A 17,462-nucleotide genomic window follows, 5' to 3' on the forward strand; every position below is an offset into this window, starting at 1 on the left:
AACTGGCCCTGGAAAAACACTTGGCACACCCTGTTCACCACCACCCACCACAAAACCTGAACCGCCCCCACCCCCGCCCACCCCGACCGGAGAACCCACAGTGGAACGCACTGGTGCAACGCCAGCCACACCACCACGCCCACCCAACAGAAAACACCCCCACACCCACCACCAAGATCAACAAAACTCAACCCGGTGGATCCAGGTCAGACTCCCTCAAGATGGCCTTCACGGACCACCCACCCGACCGCACCCAGCCTTCCCGCGCGGCCGGACTCACTCAAGACAGGGACCCAGCCCCCGCCCTGCATCCCCGATCCGAAGCCTCCACACGGTCGGAGGGGGCTGTCAAGGTACTCTTTCCCGCCTTGACAGCCCCCTCCGACCGTCGTGACACTCAAATTTCGGGGTGCCCACCCACGCCCCACGAGAGAACCTTCACGCAACCCCGGCCACCCACCCCGAGCACCGATCTGCCCCCGACTCCCCCATAGATCCCGGCACTCCCACCCCCAGGGCGGTAACCTGGCCATTCGACCAGGATCCCGGGGACAGGTGGAGCAACACGTGCACGATCGCGAACCTCCGGCGCCTCCGCCCGGCCGCGTGACCCTCCGCATGGTCGCCGACCTCGCCGGTGTCCATCCCACCACCGTCTCCCGCGCCCTGCGGGGGGAAGCAAATCCCCGGTCGGAAAACGTCACCCGGATTCGCGACCTGGCGGAGAAACTGGGTTACCGCCCCGATTTCGCGGCCTCCACCCTTCGCACCCGACGGTCCAACGCCATCGGAGTGCTGGTCCCTTACCTCACCGACGTGGCGATGGCCACGATCTACGAGGCGATCGACCAGACCGTCGTCGAGCGGGGGTACCAGGCACTCGTCGCGAGCACCGGCGACCAGCTCGACGGGCAGAAGAGGCGGGCCGAACTGCTGCTGTCGCGGCGGGTCGACGGCCTGCTCGTCGCCGACGGGCACCTCGACGGCCGCTATGCCTCCTGGCTCGACCAGCAGGGCGTGCCGTACCTGATGGTGATGCGCAAGGTCGGCGACCGCGCGGCCGTGGTCGCCGACGACCATCTCGGCGGCCGCCTCGCCGGCGGGCACCTTGCGGACCTCGGTCACGAGCGCATCGCGCTGCTTTCCGGCCGCGCGTGGTCCAGCGCCACCACCCAGCGCACCGCCGGCTGTCTCGCCGTGCTGGCCGAACGCGGCATTTCCGTGCCGGAAAGCCGGATCGAGCCGTGTTCACTCGATCCGGAGAGCGGCCGCGCGGCCATGGAACGGATTCTGCAGCGGCACCCGGACATCACCGCCGTCTTCGCAGTCAACGACTTCACTGCGCTCGGCGCGTCGATCGCGTTGCGGGAACACGGGTTGCGGCCCGGTGACGACGTCGCGATCGTCGGCTACAACGACGTCCACATCGCGGCCGCCTGCGAGCTGACGACGGTCCGGAACCCGCTGAAGCTGATGGGCTCGATCGCGGCGCGCACCCTGCTCGACATGGTGGCCGGACGGACTGCCGAAAGCGTCACGCTGACACCCGAGCTGGTGGTACGGGCCTCCAGCTGCCGTCCGCCCGCATTGTCTCATTGAACGAGACACCAGGTTGGGGCCGCGGCGTTCGCCGGGGCAAGATGGGTCCATGTGCCCAGCCCATCGGGAGGACGGCGAGGTCACCGCGATCGGGCGGGCCGCGCTGATTCTGAAGCAGTTTCGCAGCGGGACGCTGCCGGTCAGCGCGGCCACCGTCGCGCGCCGGGCTGGGCTGCCGCGGGCGACGGTGTACCGGATGCTGCAGGAGCTGGTCCGCAGCGGACTCCTCGAGCGTGACGGGACCGCGTTCCGGCCGGGGTTGCTGCTGTTCGAGCTGGGACAGCTGGTCCCACGCAGCCTTCAGGAAGCAGCGCGGCGGCACATGGCCGTGCTGCACGAGGCGACGGGGCAGAACGTCGGGCTTGCCGTGGAGCAGGAGGGCGAAGTCGTGCACGTCGACATCCTGCGAGCCGAACGCGCCCCGCGGCTGCCGCTGCGCACCGGTGGCCGCTGGCCCGCGCACGCCAGCTGCTCCGGCAAGGTGATGCTGGCGTTCGGGCCCGCTGACGAGGTCCGCAGCATTCTCGGCAAGCCGCTGAAACGCCTCACCGCACACACGATCACCGACCCCACCGCCCTCGAAGCCGAACTCGAACGCGTGCGCCGCGCCCGCGTCGCCTTCGACCGGCAGGAGTCCTTCCCGGACGTCACCGGTGTCGCGTCACCGATCTTCGGCCCGGACGGCGCGGTGCTGGCTGCCTTGTCCATCTCCGGTATGGCCGGCCGGATCAACCTGTCCCGGGTGGACGCCGCCGTGCGGACCAGTGCGCTGGCCATCACTCGCGAACTGGCAATGGCGGAGTCGGTGGTCCGCCCGGTACTCACGTGGCGGGGATGAACCGGAATCCCCTGCCGGCCCGGGAAATCCGGCCCGCGGGGAAATGCGCGGGCAACACCAGTGCGTCCCGTGCCACCGCCATTTCGCACAGTTTCCGGCGGGATTCGGCTGCCGCCGCGGGGTCTGCGTCACCGGATTGGGCAAGGCTCAGGTCGGCGAACTGGAGTGGGTGATGGAGGACGTCGCCGCTCACGATCGCGTGCTGACCACCGCTGGTGATCTCCGCGATGAGGTGGCCCACGGTGTGCCCGGGGAAAGCGCGCAAGGTGATCCCGTGCGCGACGGGGTACGGGAGGTCGATGAACTCCGCCAGCCCCGCTTCGACCACCGAGAGGACACTGTCGGCGAACGTCCTGGCCAAATCTGCCGCTATGGTGTCTTGGGGCAAGGATTCGGCCAGGTCATCTGCGTTGCGCGCGGGTGGAGGCAGCCAAGCCGCACCATCCCCCGGCGCAGACTCGGGCAATTCGCCACTACCCGGGCGCGCGCCCTCAGCCGCGGTTTTCGCGCCGCGCGGGAACATTGCCCGCGACGCGTTCTCAACCGGATCACCCGCACCGTCCCCCAGGACGGATGCGACTCACCACCCACCCGCGACGCATCCTCAACCAGATCGCCCACACCGACCCCCACGACCGACGCGTCCAACTCACCACCCACCGCAACGCATCCTCAACCAGATCGCCCACACCGCCCCGCACGACGGATGCGACCAACTCCGCGAGCCACCCATACTCGCCACGGGGAATCAAGTACCGGTCCCGAGGGAACGTCGGAACCCATCGGCCGTTGCCGAGGCGCGTGAAGCCGCCGCAGTGGTCCGGGTGAAGGTGCGTTGCCACTACGACGTCGACGTCCTCCGGCTGGACCCCAGCCACGGCCAGGCGCGGCAGGTATGGCGCATCGAACATGTGGTGCCCGCAGCACCGCCCGCTGCTTGGCATTCCCGTTGCCCGCGTCGATCAGTACCGTCAGCCCGGGTACTCGCACCAGGTGGGTCGTAATCGACAAGCCCAGCTCACCCCGGCCCGGCACCCCGGGAAACAGCTCCGCCGCCGCAAAGGGCCAATGTTCCATCTCAGCAACCGGTCGATCCGCACACCTCCCAACCACGACGTCATCCCTAACCTCGTCCGATGAAAGGCATGGTAGTAGCGGTCACCGACAAAAACTGGACGTTGGCCTCCAGCGGCAGCCCGGCCATGTAGCGGACGGCGTCGGCGACATGCGAAGCGTCGAAGGTCGGCTCGGGGCGCACTGAGCCGTCGGCTTGGCGAGCGCCGGTGGCGATCCCAGCGGTGAGATCCGTGGCGGCGTTGCCGATATCGATCTGCCCGCAGGCAATCCCGAAGGGGCGACCGTCCAGTGACAACGACTTCGTCAAACCCGTCATCGCATGTTTCGTTGCAGTGTAGGCAATACTACCCGGCCGCGGGCTGTGCGCCGAGATCGAGCCGTTGTTGATGATCCGCCCGCCGCGGGGATCCTGCCGTCGCATTACGCCGAAAGCTGCGCGGGCGCAGAGGAACGCGCCCGTCAGGTTGGTGTCCACACAGGACTGCCAGGCATCCACCGGGATCTCGTCCGGCAAGCCCGCAGGACCGAAGACCCCGGCATTGTTCACCAGCACATCGACCCGTCCCCAGGCAGCTGTCACCTGGTCGAACAACGCGGTGACCGAATCCGGATCCGCCACATCCGCAGGCACGACCAACGCTCCCGACTCCCCGGCCGTTTCCGCCAAGGCCGACGCGCGGCGACCGGCGAGCGCGACCTGGTACCCGTCGTCCAGCATGGCCCTGGCAATGACCCGGCCCAGGCCGCTGCCTGCGCCGGTGACCACCGCGACTGTCATGAAACCCTCCTCAGTGGTTGTCGCCGTGCACGGCAGACCCACGCCGGCCGCGGAGGAAATCGAAGTCCGCGCCCTGGTCCGCCTGGCTCACATGATCCACGTACAGCTTCTGGTACCCGCTGCCGACCACCGGTTCCGGCGGCTTCCAGTCCGCCCGCCGCCGCGCAAGTTCCACCGCCGGCACGTCCAGATGCAGCCTCCGGGCGGCCACGTCCAGCTCGATGAAGTCCCCATCGCGGACCAGCGCGAGCGGTCCCCCGGCGGCCGACTCCGGCGCGACGTGCAGTACCACCGTGCCGAAGGCGGTCCCGCTCATCCGGGCGTCGGAGATCCGCACGAGATCGGTGATTCCCTGCCGCAGCAGAGATTTCGGCAGCGGCAGGTTGCCGACCTCCGGCATGCCCGGGTACCCCCGCGGCCCGGCCCCGGTCAGGACCAGCACCGAATCCGCGTCAACCACCAAGTCCGGATCGTCGATGCGCGCGCGGAAATCGTCCATTCCGTGGAACACCACCGCGCGACCCCGGTGCGTCATCAACCGGGCACTGGCAGCGGACGGCTTGATCACCGCGCCGTCCGGAGCCAGGTTCCCGCGCAGTACAGCCGTTCCCGCATCCTGGGCCAGCGGTTCCGCAAGGCTCCGGATCACCGAACCGTCGGGATCGGGTGCATCCGCTACGTTCTCCCCGAGCGACAAGCCCGTCACCGTCAACGCATCGCGATGCAGAAGGTCCCCGAGTGCCCGCAGTACCACCGGGACTCCGCCCGCGGTGAAGAAGTCCTCCATCAGGAACCGGCCCGACGGCACGAGGTCCACCAGCAGCGGCACCGACCGCCCGAGCGCGTCGATGTCGGCCAACGACAACGGGACTTCCGCCCGTCCGGCCAGCGCCAGCAGGTGGATCACCGCATTCGTCGACCCGCCGATGGCCGCATTCACCTTCACCGCGTTCTCGAACGCCGCGCGAGTGAGCACTGTGGACAGTCGCAGCTCCTCGTGCACCATCTCCACCGCACGGGCACCGGCGTCCCGCGCCAGCACGCGCCGCCGGGAGTCGACCGCGGGCAACGCGGCATTGCCCGGCAGCGCGACCCCCAGCGCCTCGGTGATCGCGGCCATCGTGGACGCCGTACCCATCGTGTTGCAGTGCCCGGCCGACCGCGACATACACGATTCCGCCGCCCGGAAGTCCGCCTCGCTCATCCGCCCGGCGCGGACGTCCTCGGACATCGCGAACATGTCGGTACCGGACCCGAGTGCCCGGCCGCGGAACCGCCCGGTCAGCATCGGCCCGCCGGACACGACGATCGACGGCAGGTCCGCGCTCGCCGCACCCATCAGCAACGCGGGCGTGGTCTTGTCGCACCCGCACAGCAGCACGACGCCATCGAGCGGATTGGCCCGGATGGACTCTTCGACGTCCATGCTGACCAGGTTCCGGAACAACATCGACGTGGGCCGCAGAATCGTTTCCCCCAGCGACATCACCGGGAATTCCACCGGCAGCCCGCCCGCCTCGCGCACCCCGCGCTTGACGTGCCCGGCCAGTTCGCGGAAATGCGCATTGCACGGCGTCAGCTCGGAATAGGTATTGCAGATCCCGATCACCGGACGGCCGTCGAAATCGCGGTCGGTGAGCCCCTGGTTCTTCATCCACGAACGCGCGATGAACCCGTTGACGCCGGTGCCGCCGAACCAGTCCTGCGACCGCCGCGCACTCATGCCAGCCCCAGTATCTCGCGGGCCTGCGCCGGGGTCGCGGGCTCGTCACCTCGGCCGCGGATGAGCGCGACGACCCGTTCCACCTGCTCCACATTGGACATCGGACGGCCGTCCGCGCCGAACGGGCTGTCCTCGATCCCGACCCGGACGTGGCCGCCCAGATCGAGCGCGTCGGTCAACCCGGGCAACGGATCCGGGCCGCACACCGTCGCGGAAAACACCGCACCCTCCGGCAGCAGCGAGACGAGACTGCGCAGAATTGACGGGGTGTACGGCAAGGCGTTCTGAAAAATCCGATGCTGATTCAGGACCAGATTCACAATGTACGGAGCCCGGTCGAATTCGAGCAGCGAAGGGAAATCAGCAATCAGATTTGCGTGATTGAAGACCTCCCATTCCGGTTTCGCGCCGACCTCACGGAACGTTTCCGCAAGCCGCCGCGCGAACGACCGCGGCGTGCTCATCAAGACCTCGCCGTCCGGGCCGTCGACATACGCGGTGATCGTGTCCAAGGTGCAGGTGTCGGCGCCGCCGAACGCACCGGCCAGCCGTTCCTCGTGGTCGACGACCTTCCCCCGCCCGGTCTCGCGGACCAGGTCGCCGTTGATGCCGCCACCGGTGGAGTGGTTGATCACCACGTCACAGCGGTCCAGCACGAGCTTGGTCATCGAGCGGTAGACCTCCGGGTCGCAGGTCGCCGCCTGGTCCGGCCGACGCGCGTGCAGCGCCGCAACACTCGCCCCCGCCGCAACGCATCGAGCCACGTCGGCAGCAATTTCACCGGGTTGAGTCGGCACGTACGGGTGCTGCGCGGAGGTCAGCATGCCGCCGGTCGGCGCAACGGTGACGATCACGGGCCTCATGCGCTCGTCACCTGCGCACCGGCCGCGAAGAACAGCGCAACAGTCCGCGCACCCGGATCGACGACCCCGACCGCGTGCTCGCCGACGTAACTGGCCCGGCCCCGCCGCGCGACGAGGTCCTTTGTGGACTCCGCGCCCTGCAGAGCGGCCGCAGCGGCCCGGTCTAAAGCTTCGTCGAGCGGTCCACCGGCTGCCAACGCCGAAGCAGCCGGGACCATCGCGTCGACCATCGTCTTGTGCCCGACCTCGGCCTTTCCCAGGCGCTGCACGGTAGCGGCGCCGCGGGCCGCGCCCTCAGCCAAACCGGCGGTCGTCAACTCAGCCCCGACCGAACGGCCCAGCTCCCGGAACCACATGCCGAACAACGGTCCGCTGGTACCACCGGTAGCCAGGAACCCGTCGGACACCGCGAGCAGGACGCCACCCGGAGTGTCCGGCTTGGTCGCCTGCAACGCCTTTTCCGCGCGCTGTACAGCGGAGGTGAGGTTGTCGCCGTAGTCGCCGTCCCCGGCGAGCCGGTCGGCGTCGGCCAGCCCGGCGGCGTGTTCGCGGACCGACGCGGCAAAGGCCTCGATCCAGTGCTGAGCAGTCATGGAAACTCCGTTCACCAGGTCAGGGCCGGGGTGCGCACCGGCGCGTCCCAGCGGTCGACGAACTCGGCCGGGGCGCGGACGAGGGTGATCGAGCAGCCCTTCATGTCGAGCGCGGTCACGTACGAGCCGACCAGCGCCCGCGCAACCACGATGTCCCGCGCAGCCAGGAACGAGACCAGTTCCTCATGCGCGACCGCCAGTTCCAGGCCATGCGTGGCCCCGAGGCCGTTGACCAGCGCAATCACCTTCTCGCCCGCGGCCAGGCCGAGCGCGTCGACCACCGGTTCGGCAAGCTGCGCGACCAGTTCCGCCGCCGGAGCCGCCTTCCGTACCTCGATCCCCCGCTCGCCGTGGATGCCGACGCCGAACTCGATCTCGTCCGGCCCGAGCTCGAACGCCGGACGGTCCCGTCCCGGCGCAGTGCAAGCTGTGAACGCGAGCGCCAACGTACGCGCCGACGCGGCAACCCGGGTTGCGATGTCCGCAACAGCGTCGAGGTCCGCACCCGCTTCCGCCGCGGCACCGGCGATCTTCTCCACTGCTACTACAGCTGCCGTGCCGCGGCGACCAGGGCCGTCGGCGCTGTCGGTCGCGAGATCGTCGGCGACCAGGACGGTGCGCACGTCGATGCCGTCTTCTGCAGCGAGCTCCGCCGCAATACTGAAATTCAGGACATCGCCCGTGTAGTTCTTGACCACCAGCAGCACGCCTCGCCCCCGGTCAGCAGCGCGCACCGCGGCCCGGATCTGCGCGGCCGTCGGACTCGCGAAGACCGCGCCGGGCACCGCGGCGTCGAGCATTCCCGCGCCGACGAACCCGGTGTGCAGCGGCTCGTGCCCCGACCCGCCACCGGACACCAACGCCACCTTCGCCGCCGGGTTCGCCCGCACGACGTAACCCGGATCGGGCTCGTACCGGATCAGCCCGGCGTGCGCACGGGCGAACCCGGCCAATGCCTCGGCGACGAACCCAGCCGGTTCGTTGAACAACGCCGTCATGCCGCCGCCTCCTCGAAGAAACGCGCGATCGCCGCCTGCACCGGGTCTCCGACCCGCAACCCCGCCGCGCGTCCGGCTTCGTTGACGTGGGTGAGCACGCCGTTCTCCCACATGTCGCGCGCGTCGCTGATCCGCGCGGTGAAATGGCCGACCGCCGCGCCCGCGATCCCGGCCTGGTCCATGATCGCCAGCCCGGCGATTCCCGCGCCGTCCTTGCCGCCCCCGGCGTCGTTGAAGACCGCGCAGGCACAACCGCACCGCACCGCGACCCGCCCGGATTCCGCGCCGCCGTTGGACGCCGCGACCAGGATCTGGTCGTGGTCCTCGTATTCGGCCTGCGACATGCTGTCCACCAGAATCACCCGGCGGCCCCGCTGTTCGGCCACCACTTCCCTCAACATCCGTGCCCCCATTCCGTCGCCAGCCGGGTGAACGCCTCGGCCAGCGGCTCCCCGACCTGCACGCCCGCGGCCAGCGCCGCCCGGTTGGCGTAGCTGACAATCCCGCTTTCCCAGGTGTCCGGCCCGTCGCCGATCCGCGCGGTTTCGTGCCCGACGGCCACCCCCACCACGTCGTCGAGCGCCGCCAGCCCGGCCACCCCGGCGTCGTCCTTGCCGATCCCGGCGTCGTTGCAGGCGACCGCGGCGACCCGGCCGCGGCGGGCGTACTCGCCCGCGCTGGCCCCGCCGTGCGACCCGGTGACGATGAGCTGTCCGGCATGTTCGGCGGACGCGAAGGCGACGGAATCCATCACCGCCACAATCAGCTCGCCGCGCCGGACGACCGTGCGCACCGGTCCACCGTGGTCATCGACCACCCGCATGAATACTGCTCCTCTCCAAGAGAATCTGCCGCGCCTGATCCGTGGTCGCGACCTCGCGACCGACCTGCTTCGCCACGGCAACGACGTGCTCGACCAGCTCGGCGTTCGTCGGGAAACCCCGTGCGGCATGCGCAAAGTCGCCGACCCCGATCGCGATGTGCCCGCCGAGCCGGATCACTTCCTCCGCGGTCTCAAGGACGTCGGCCCGGTGCGCGGACACGATCCACGCCAGGTTTTCGCGCTCCGGCAGGAATTCCACGTGCGCGCGGAGCCCCGCCGACGTCGCCGGATGGGCCGCGGGGAACTCCGGACCGCCGAGCACGAACTGCAGAACTGCCGGACCCAGCACCTCCCCGGCGGCGAGATGCGCGGCGATCGTCCGCGTCCAGCTGACGTTGAACGACGCCAGCCACGGCGTGAAACCTTCGCGCCGCGCACAAGCGAACAATGCGCGGTGCGTCTCAGTACTGTTGACGAAAACCTTGTCCGCACTGGAAAACTGCTGTCGGTGCGGGTCCCACAGGTCCATGATCGCGCAACCCATGTCCATGGTCAGGAACTCGGGCTTGGCCGCCAGAGCCGGTGCCAGCCGCTGTTCCACGGAAAATCCCGGGCCGTTCGCGAGTGACGGGGCGAGCAGGACGTCGCACCGCTCCCGGATCAGCCGGGCGGTCTCGCGGTAGCCTTCCGGACGATGATCCGGCGCGCCGTCCGGCATCCGGGCGTGGTAGTGCACCACGGACGCACCCGCGGCCGCGCAAGCCGCGACGTCCTCGGCGATTTCCTGCGGTGACCACGGGACGTGCGGATTGTCGTCGCGCATCATGTTCTCGTTCGGGTGCACCCCGATCACCAGCGGGGTCACGGTTTCTCCCCCAGCCGCCAGCCGGGTCCGGCGGTCTGACCGCCGTCGACGCACCAGGTCTGCCCGGTGACGAACGTCGACTCCGAACCGGCCAGAAACGCGATCACCGCAGCGATTTCCTCGGTGTGTGCGTACCGGCCGAGCGGAATCGAGGCGACCACGGCGTCACGTACCGCCGGAGGTTGGGCGACCCGGACGAGCGGCGTGTCGGTCGCTCCCGGTGCCACGCAGTTCGCCCGGATCCCGGCCGGACCGAGCTCTCCCGCGAGCACCTGGGTCAGCGCCAGCACCCCGCCTTTCGACGACGCGTACCCCGCCCGCTGCTCACCGCCGCGCAGCCCGGACACCGACGAGATCGTGACCAGCGACCCGCCGGCTCCGCGTTGAAGCATCACTCGCGCGGCGGCCCGGCACACCAGGAAAGTGCCGGTCAGGTTGACGTCCAACGACCGCCGGAAATCCGCCAAGGTCGTTTCCGTCACCGGCGCATTGCGGACGACCCCGGCGCAGGTGACCACCGCACCAAGCCCGTCGCCGAGCCGATCCGCCGCCTCGACAGCCGCGTCGACCTGCGTTTCGTCGGTGACGTCAGCCAGCACCGGCGTGATCCGCTCGTCCTCCGGCAGCGCGTCCGTATTCCGATCGACGGCCACGACATGCCAGCCTTCGCGATGCAGCCGGTGTACCGTCGCCAGCCCGATCCCCGACGCCCCGCCGGTCACCACCACCGACCGGCTCATGACTGTCCGCCCAGGAGACTCCGCATGTCCCGGACCGGATCGGTGCCGTCCCAGCCCTCGGCCGCGGCGGCCACCGCACGGAACAACGCACCCTTCGCACCACAGGTCTCGGAAAGTTCGATCATCGTGCCCGGATGCTGTTCGGCGGCGAAGTACACGAACCGTTCGTCCGGCGCGCCGCTGCCGGAGCAGCCTTCCTGCAACACGGTGAGGCCGCGGCGTCCGGCCTCTCGCATGGCCGTGTCGAACTCGTCAGTCCAAAACGCAATGTGCTGCAACCCTTCCCGGCCGAATTCGGTGAACGCCGACGGCGCGTCGTTCAACGGCTGGATCAGCTCGATCTGGATGCCACCGCTCTGCGCGAGGGCGACGCTGATCCGGGCGTCGCTGGGCTCGCCGCGGAAGCGGAATCCGTTGAGCGGCTGGTCGTCGACCACGAAAAAGGGACCCACCCCGATCACGTCCGTCCAGTGCCGCACCGCGCGGTGCAGATCCTCGACGACGTAACCGTTCTGCCGGATCGGCCCGAACGCGGCGCTCATGCCGCCGCCCGCCGGTTCAGCCGCTTGAGGCCGAGGATCACGAGCGAAGCAATGGTCATCGCGACGGCGAACGAGCCGATCGCGAGGCCGTACCCGCCGGTCGCGTCCTTGAGCAGCCCGGCGACCTGCGGTCCGAAGTAGCCGCCGAGGTTGCCCAGCCCGTTGATCACGCCGAATCCGGCCGCGAGCGCGGCACCGGTCAGGAAGCTCGCCGGGATCGTGATGAACACGCCCATCGCGGTGTACAGCCCGACCCCGGCGATGCAGAACCCGACGATGGCGAGCGCAGGCGTCGACAACGACAGCGCAGCCAGCAGGAACCCGGCGGCAGCCACGAGCGCGGCAATGCAGAAGTGCACACCCCGTTCGCGGGTGCGGTCCGAATGCCGCATCCACCAGATCATCGGGCCGATCGCGATCAGCGGCGGCAGCGCAGCCACCCAGCCGACCGACTGCGTGCTCAGGCCGAAGCTCTTCAGCATCTGCGCAATCCACAGCTGGTACCCGTTGAGGCTGAACGTCACGCAGAGGAACACCACGATCAGCAGCAGCACCCGCGGTTCGGCCAGGCCACGCCGGAACGCGCCGGGCCCGTGCCCGACGGCGTCCTTCGACTCGTCGGCGAGTACCTTCGTCAGCCAGTTCCGCTCGGGTTCGCTCAGGAAACCCGCCTCGGCCGGGGTGTCGCGCAGGCGGCGCAGGCACACGAACGCCAGCGCCACGGCCGGAATGCCGGTGATGATGAAGATCCACCGCCAGCCCGAAAGCCCGAGGAAGCCGTGCATGTCGAGGACGTGCGTCATCAGCGGCGTGCCGAGGCCCGAGATGCAGATGAACGTGACGATCCACGACATCGCCGCGCCTCGGCGGGCGTTGGGATACCAGCGGGAGACGAAGTACAGCATGCCGGGCGAGAAGCCCGCCTCGGCGACGCCGAGCAGCACGCGCATGATCGTCAGGCTGGTCTCGCCCTGCACGAACGCCGTGCCGATGGTGACGAGTCCCCAGGTCACCATGATGCGGGAAATCCACTTACGGGCGCCGACCCGGGAAAGCACCCAGTTGCTGGGCGGTTCCAGGATCGTGTAGCTCCAGAAGTAGATCCCGGCGGCGAACCCGTACGCGGTCGCCGAAATGCCGAGTTCGCTGTTCATCGTGAGCGCCGCGACGCCGATGTTCAGCCGGTCCAGGTACAGCACGATGTAACACAGGCCGACCAGCGGAAGGAAATGGCGCGTGACCTTCCGCAGCACCTGGTCCCCGTCGACCGCCGCCGCCGGAGCGGTCCGGTTGTGTCCGAGCACGATATCCACCTCGATACATGCCGCAGGAATGAGTGAGCGCGCGCAGCGGTCATCATGAGCGGCGGCGCGGCGGGGTTCAATGCCGTTGTCTCATTGATCGAGACATGACTGCCGGTGGGTGTGCGACGGCCACCCCGGGCCGTCCGCACCCGGTTACGGTCGGCTGATCCCGCCGAATCCGAAGGAGTACCCCGATGTCCGCCTACCTCATCGGCATCCGTGAACAGGTGCACGACCAGGGTTCGTATGCCAAATACCTGGAAACCGCGCCCCCGACGCTGCCGTCGACCGCGAAGTTCCACGCCTCCGACGGCCGGTTCACGGTGCTCGAAGGCGCGGCGGCGGACGGCGTCGTGCTGGTCGAGTTCGACAGCTACGAGCAGGCCCGGGAATGGTACGAGAGCGCCGAATACCGCGCGGCGAAGAAGTTCCGCGAAGGAGCGGTCGACTACCGGCTGCTGATCGTGGAGGGGCTCTGATGTCCGCTGAAGAGGTCACCGACGTGCTCCTGCGCTGGGCGACCGAGGGATGGCGCCGCCCGCCGGACGGCCCGCCGTTCGACTTCCGCGCCCAGCTGGAGGAGTTCTACGACTGGACCTCGGCGGACGTCGTCCTGCACGACAACGCCGATCCGCAGCGCCGGATCGCCCGTTCCGCTGCCGAGTACGCCGCGATCTGGGACACCGAGCTCGCATCGCTGATCAGCCTGTCCAACACCGTCGACGGCCCGCCGTTCGTCAGTGTGACCGGCGATCTCGCGTACGCCGACGTGTTCTTCACCAGCAGCTTCGAGTTCGAACCCGGCCGCGTGGACAAGGCGGCCACCCGGTCGTCGCTCCTGCTGCGGCGGACCGAGGGGCGCTGGCGGATCGTCCGCGAACACGGCTCGGCGCTGACCCCCGTGTGACGGGTGGGTGTTGCGCTCATACCCGCGATCCAGGCCCGGCGACTTACTGTGGTCGCATGGTTGCCACCGAAACGGGTCACGGGCCGCTCGCCGAGTTCCTGCGGGTCCGCCGCCGTCAGGTGCGCCCGGCGGACCACGGGCTCCCGCCGGGCGGCGAACGGCAGGTGCCGGGCCTGCGCCGGGACGAGGTCGCGATGCTGGCCGGGATCAGCACCGACTACTACATCCGCCTCGAACAGGGCCGGGAACGGCATCCGTCCCGGGCCGTGCTCGACGGCCTGGCCACCGCACTCCGGCTCGACCCGGCGGCGGCGAACTACCTGCACGAACTCGTGTCCGCGGGCGAAGGCGCCACGTCCGGCGGGGCACTCAGCAGCGCTCGCTTCGAAGCCCTCCAGCGCCTGCTCGACTCACTGGCCGTACCCGCGATCGTGGTCGACCGGCGGCTCGACGTGGTCGCCGACAACGCGCTGGGCGACCTGCTCTACGACGGCATGGAACACCGGGAGAACTACGCCCGGATGGTGTTCCTCGATCCCGGCGCCCGCGAGTTCTTCGTGGACTGGGCCGCGTTCGCGCAGTGCACGGTGGCGTCGCTGCGGCGGGCCAACGCGGCCGGTGCGGCGGACTCGGCGGAGCTCGCCGGGCTGGTCGGCGAGCTCGCGGTCCGCAGCACCGAGTTCAGCACCTCGTGGGCGCACCATCAGCTGTACGAGAAGGTCATCGACCGGAAGCTGTTCCGGCACCCGCTGGTCGGCCCGGTGACCTTCGACGAACACGTCCTGGAACTGCCCGACAGCGGCGGCCACCAGGTCTGGGCCTACCACCCCGCCGACGACGCCTCCGCCGAAGCGCTGGCGCGTCTCGCCTCGCTGGCGACGCTCTCCGGCCGGGCCCGGAGCCGCCCGCACTGACCGAAACAGAAAGGTCCCCATGTACGTCATCACCGGGGCCGGTGGCCGCACCGGCCGCGCGGCTGCGTTGCGCCTGCTCTCCGGCGGGCACCGGGTCCGGGTCGTCGGCCGTAGCGCCACCCGCCTCGCCGACCTGGCCGAACGCGGCGCCGAGGTCCGGGAGGCCGATCCGGCCGATGCCGCCGCGCTGACCACCGCTTTCGCCGGAGCTGACTCGGTCTACGCCGTCCTCCAGCCGAACTATCTGCCCGGCCATCCCGCCTTCGCCGCTTTCCAGGACCAGCTGACGGCCGCGCTCGCCGACGCGGTCGCCGCATCCGGCGTGCGGCGGGTCGTCGGGCTGAGCAGCTGGGGCGCCCAGCACGCGACCGGTACCGGACCGGTGAAAGGCTTGCACCGCTTCGAAAACCGGCTGTCCGCGGTACCCGGGGTCGAGGCGGTCTGGCTGCGCGCCGGGTACTTCATGGAGAACCTGCTCGGGTACGTCGAGAGCGTCCGCGACCACGGACGCGTCAGCGCGCCATTCCGCCCGGACGTGCCGATTCCGTTCATCTGCACCGGCGACGTCGGCGCCGCCGTGGCCGATGCGCTCACCGGACCGTGGCAGGGCATCCGGGAACTGCACGGCGAACGGGACTTGACGATGGCGGAGGTGATGGACGTGATTGCCGGCGCGGTCGATCAGCCCGGCCTGGAATACGACCAGGTCAGCATTGCCGAATTCCGCGACGGGCTCCTGCGGGACGGGGTGGCGGAGAACGTCGCCGAGATGATGGCGGAGGTCGGCGAGGCGATGAACACCGGGCATCTGTGCACGATCCAGCCCCGCAGCGCCGAGACGACCACCCCGACGTCGATCGAAACGTTCATCCGCGACGAGTTCCTGCCGCTCTACCGCACGCCATGACGTTCGACCGGGAACTGCCGTCCACCGCGTCCGCCGCGATCCGGGGTTCGTGGAAGCGGTCGTGGCAGGCCGGGGTCCGGCCGGAGCTTGCGCTGGACCGGCTGGGTGCCGTCGAGGTGGACCCGGACAGCCGCCTGCTGCGAGCCGCGCGGCCGGTGCTCGACCGGGTCGCCGACGAACTGTCCGGCACGGCGTACTTCACCGTGCTCGCGGACAGCGCCGCCCGGATCGTGCACCGCGGCCGGATCAGCCACCGCGCCGAGGCGGTCCTCGACAGCACCGGCGTGGTGCTCGGGCGGCAGTTCAGCGAGGAATCCACCGGTACCAACGGCATTGCGACGCCGTTCGAACTCCGGCGCGGCATGTCCGTGCGCGGCGGTGAGCATTTCGCCCACGCGATGCGCCGCTACAGCTGCTACGGGTACCCGATCGTGCATCCGGTGACCCGGCGGCTGGAAGGCGTGCTCGACCTGGCCGGGCGCGCCGGGGACGAAAACCCGCTGTTCGGACCGTACCTGCGCCGGGCGGTCGCCGACGTCGAACGCGCGCTGCTCACTGGTGCCCGCGAGTCCCGGCGCCGGATGTTGCACGCTTTCGAGGAGGCCACCGCCCGGCGGGGTGAACGCGCCGTGCTCGCGCTGTCCAAAGACGGTGAGGTCTTGCTCGCCAACCGGACCGCCCTCGACCACCTCGACGCTTCCGATCATTCCCGCTTGCGAGACCTCCCCGCACGGCCGGGTATCCGGTTCGGTACCGCGAACGGCCTCGACCTTTTGCTGCACATCGAACCGATCGACGCGCATGGCAGTGTGCTGATTTCCTTCGTGCCGGTTTACCGCGCGCGCCACGTGAGCGGTCCTCCCCGCGACGCGGTGGAACGGGAACTGACGCGCTGCCGCGCGGGCCGCTTGTCGACGGTCGTGGTGGGCGAACCCGGCACCGGCCGCACCACGACCGCAGCGCGGCTCACCGACGGAAGCGAGGTCGTGACGATCGGCTGCGCAGACGGGCCGACGTGGCTCGAGCGGGTGAGCCGGGCCGCGGAATCGGGGGCGCTGGTCGTGGTGGAGGGCTTTGAACTGCTGGGGGAACGCGAACTCCGGGCAGTGGGTGACCGCATCGCGCGCGGTGCGTGGATCGCGCTCACCGGGCCGCCGATCAAGCAGCTCGGGCCCGATCACCGGCACCTCGTGCACCGCTGTCTCGGCCGGATCGAACTGGCCCCGCTCCGCGACCGGCGCGCGGAAATCCCGGCGCTGGCCCGCACCCTGCTGACCGAGGCAACCGGCGGTTCGGCGCGCTTCACCCCGGCCGCACTGGCCCACCTCGCCGACCTCGACTGGCCGGGTAACCTGCGGGAACTCGCCCATGTGGTGCGCACGGCCGCCACGCACCGCAGCGTCGGGGACATCCTGGTCGCCGACCTCCCACCCGAATACCGCACGGCGCCCGCGACCTCCCGGCTGACCCGCTGGGACCGAGCCGACCACGACGCAATCGTCGAGGCGCTGTCCCGGTCCGGCGGTAACAAGCTGCAGGCGGCGAAGGATCTGGGCATCAGCAGGGGGACGCTGTACAACCGGATCCGCACGTTGCGGATCAAAGCCTGACCCGGCCCCCGTGTCTGAGGAGGGGACCTGCTGTCCTTGGGCGCGGATGGCTTGCCTGGCGGTGATCGGCTCGCTTGGCGAGCGGTCTGGATGCGCCTTTTCAGGGGACTGTCGGGCTCAGCAACCCACGCGTGTCCTGGCGGGACGTCGCATGCGCGACCGTCGGCCCGGCAGCATGCTCTCGCCGGACTCTCCTACGCACGAGCGTCACCCCGTCACCCCTGCAGCCCGGCAGCCCGGCAGCCCGGCACCCCGGCACCCCCGTCACCCCGGCAGCCCGTCACCCCGGCAGCCCGGCACCCCCGTCACCCCGGCAGCCCGTCACCCCGGCAGCCCGTCACCCCGGCAGCCCGTCACCCCGGCAGCCCGTCACCCTGGCAG

The 17,462-nt window shown here is 69.9% G+C and carries 20 protein-coding genes; 7 read left to right on the forward strand and 13 right to left on the reverse strand.

Annotated features, from left to right (window positions below; genetic code table 11):
* Window positions 1-567 precede the first annotated feature (567 nt).
* Both OO71_RS42760 and OO71_RS42765 read left to right on the forward strand, forming a co-directional pair.
* The gene (locus OO71_RS42760) at window positions 568-1,599 is read left to right on the forward strand and encodes a LacI family DNA-binding transcriptional regulator (RefSeq protein ID WP_162186179.1); all 1,032 of its coding nucleotides are present in this window, start codon (window positions 568-570) and stop codon (window positions 1,597-1,599) included.
* Between the two features lie 49 nt (window positions 1,600-1,648).
* Window positions 1,649-2,437 carry an IclR family transcriptional regulator gene (locus OO71_RS42765; RefSeq protein WP_033295816.1) on the forward strand — a complete coding sequence of 263 codons (789 nt, stop codon included), beginning with the start codon at window positions 1,649-1,651 and terminating at the stop codon, window positions 2,435-2,437.
* On the opposite strand, the gene OO71_RS42770 is transcribed toward OO71_RS42765, so the two are convergent.
* From OO71_RS42770 to OO71_RS42830, 13 genes are all read right to left on the reverse strand, one after another.
* The gene (locus OO71_RS42770) at window positions 2,421-2,798 is read right to left on the reverse strand and encodes an MBL fold metallo-hydrolase (RefSeq protein WP_156096838.1); all 378 of its coding nucleotides are present in this window, start codon (window positions 2,796-2,798) and stop codon (window positions 2,421-2,423) included. The two genes, OO71_RS42765 and OO71_RS42770, sit on opposite strands and share 17 nt — an antisense overlap.
* A gap of 187 nt (window positions 2,799-2,985) precedes the next feature.
* Window positions 2,986-3,381, reverse strand: coding sequence for an MBL fold metallo-hydrolase (locus OO71_RS53520; protein WP_084145686.1), 396 nt, complete (start codon window positions 3,379-3,381; stop codon window positions 2,986-2,988).
* Between the two features lie 179 nt (window positions 3,382-3,560).
* Entirely contained in the window at window positions 3,561-4,292 is a 732-nt protein-coding gene (locus OO71_RS42780) for an SDR family oxidoreductase (RefSeq protein WP_033295817.1), read from the reverse strand.
* 10 nt (window positions 4,293-4,302) lie between these two features.
* Window positions 4,303-6,015, reverse strand: a complete 1,713-nt coding sequence (locus tag OO71_RS42785; RefSeq protein ID WP_033295818.1) for an IlvD/Edd family dehydratase — start codon at window positions 6,013-6,015, stop codon at window positions 4,303-4,305.
* Window positions 6,012-6,878: a beta-keto acid cleavage family enzyme gene (locus OO71_RS42790; RefSeq protein ID WP_033295819.1), complete on the reverse strand. Its 867-nt coding sequence runs from the start codon at window positions 6,876-6,878 to the stop codon at window positions 6,012-6,014. The genes OO71_RS42785 and OO71_RS42790 overlap by 4 nt, the downstream gene beginning before the upstream one ends.
* Complete coding sequence (dhaL, locus tag OO71_RS42795) at window positions 6,875-7,471, reverse strand: dihydroxyacetone kinase subunit DhaL (protein WP_033295820.1); 597 nt, start codon at window positions 7,469-7,471, stop codon at window positions 6,875-6,877. The genes OO71_RS42790 and dhaL overlap by 4 nt, the downstream gene beginning before the upstream one ends.
* 11 nt (window positions 7,472-7,482) lie before the next feature.
* On the reverse strand, window positions 7,483-8,469 hold the full coding sequence (locus OO71_RS42800; RefSeq protein WP_033295821.1) for a dihydroxyacetone kinase subunit DhaK: 987 nt from the start codon (window positions 8,467-8,469) through the stop codon (window positions 7,483-7,485).
* Window positions 8,466-8,870 carry a hypothetical protein gene (locus OO71_RS42805; protein ID WP_033295822.1) on the reverse strand — a complete coding sequence of 135 codons (405 nt, stop codon included), beginning with the start codon at window positions 8,868-8,870 and terminating at the stop codon, window positions 8,466-8,468. Before OO71_RS42805 ends, OO71_RS42800 begins: the two co-directional genes overlap by 4 nt.
* Complete coding sequence (locus tag OO71_RS42810; RefSeq protein WP_033295823.1) at window positions 8,864-9,292, reverse strand: hypothetical protein; 429 nt, start codon at window positions 9,290-9,292, stop codon at window positions 8,864-8,866. Before OO71_RS42810 ends, OO71_RS42805 begins: the two co-directional genes overlap by 7 nt.
* Complete coding sequence (locus OO71_RS42815; protein ID WP_051793076.1) at window positions 9,276-10,157, reverse strand: beta-keto acid cleavage family enzyme; 882 nt, start codon at window positions 10,155-10,157, stop codon at window positions 9,276-9,278. Before OO71_RS42815 ends, OO71_RS42810 begins: the two co-directional genes overlap by 17 nt.
* Window positions 10,154-10,897, reverse strand: a complete 744-nt coding sequence (locus OO71_RS42820) for an SDR family NAD(P)-dependent oxidoreductase (RefSeq protein ID WP_033295824.1) — start codon at window positions 10,895-10,897, stop codon at window positions 10,154-10,156. Before OO71_RS42820 ends, OO71_RS42815 begins: the two co-directional genes overlap by 4 nt.
* Window positions 10,894-11,439: a VOC family protein gene (locus OO71_RS42825; protein WP_033295825.1), complete on the reverse strand. Its 546-nt coding sequence runs from the start codon at window positions 11,437-11,439 to the stop codon at window positions 10,894-10,896. Before OO71_RS42825 ends, OO71_RS42820 begins: the two co-directional genes overlap by 4 nt.
* Entirely contained in the window at window positions 11,436-12,743 is a 1,308-nt protein-coding gene (locus tag OO71_RS42830; protein ID WP_051793079.1) for an MFS transporter, read from the reverse strand. Before OO71_RS42830 ends, OO71_RS42825 begins: the two co-directional genes overlap by 4 nt.
* 194 nt (window positions 12,744-12,937) lie before the next feature.
* Between OO71_RS42830 and OO71_RS42835 the strand changes: the two genes are divergently transcribed.
* From OO71_RS42835 to OO71_RS42855, 5 genes are read left to right on the forward strand one after another with little or no spacing between them, the layout of a single operon-like run.
* Complete coding sequence (locus tag OO71_RS42835; RefSeq protein WP_033295826.1) at window positions 12,938-13,222, forward strand: DUF1330 domain-containing protein; 285 nt, start codon at window positions 12,938-12,940, stop codon at window positions 13,220-13,222.
* Window positions 13,222-13,650 (forward strand): YybH family protein, encoded by a 429-nt coding sequence (locus tag OO71_RS42840; RefSeq protein WP_033295827.1) that lies wholly within the window; start codon window positions 13,222-13,224, stop codon window positions 13,648-13,650. The genes OO71_RS42835 and OO71_RS42840 overlap by 1 nt, the downstream gene beginning before the upstream one ends.
* Window positions 13,651-13,706: 56 nt before the next feature.
* Window positions 13,707-14,564, forward strand: coding sequence for a helix-turn-helix domain-containing protein (locus OO71_RS42845; RefSeq protein WP_033295828.1), 858 nt, complete (start codon window positions 13,707-13,709; stop codon window positions 14,562-14,564).
* A gap of 19 nt (window positions 14,565-14,583) precedes the next feature.
* A complete protein-coding gene (locus OO71_RS42850) occupies window positions 14,584-15,471 on the forward strand; it encodes an NmrA family NAD(P)-binding protein (RefSeq protein ID WP_033295829.1) in 888 nt (295 codons plus the stop codon).
* Window positions 15,468-17,081, forward strand: coding sequence for a sigma-54-dependent Fis family transcriptional regulator (locus OO71_RS42855; protein ID WP_051793081.1), 1,614 nt, complete (start codon window positions 15,468-15,470; stop codon window positions 17,079-17,081). Before OO71_RS42850 ends, OO71_RS42855 begins: the two co-directional genes overlap by 4 nt.
* Window positions 17,082-17,462: the final 381 nt, after the last annotated feature.

Origin of the sequence: Amycolatopsis jejuensis (assembly GCF_000717335.1) — a bacterium.
Classification (GTDB): domain Bacteria; phylum Actinomycetota; class Actinomycetes; order Mycobacteriales; family Pseudonocardiaceae; genus Amycolatopsis; species Amycolatopsis jejuensis.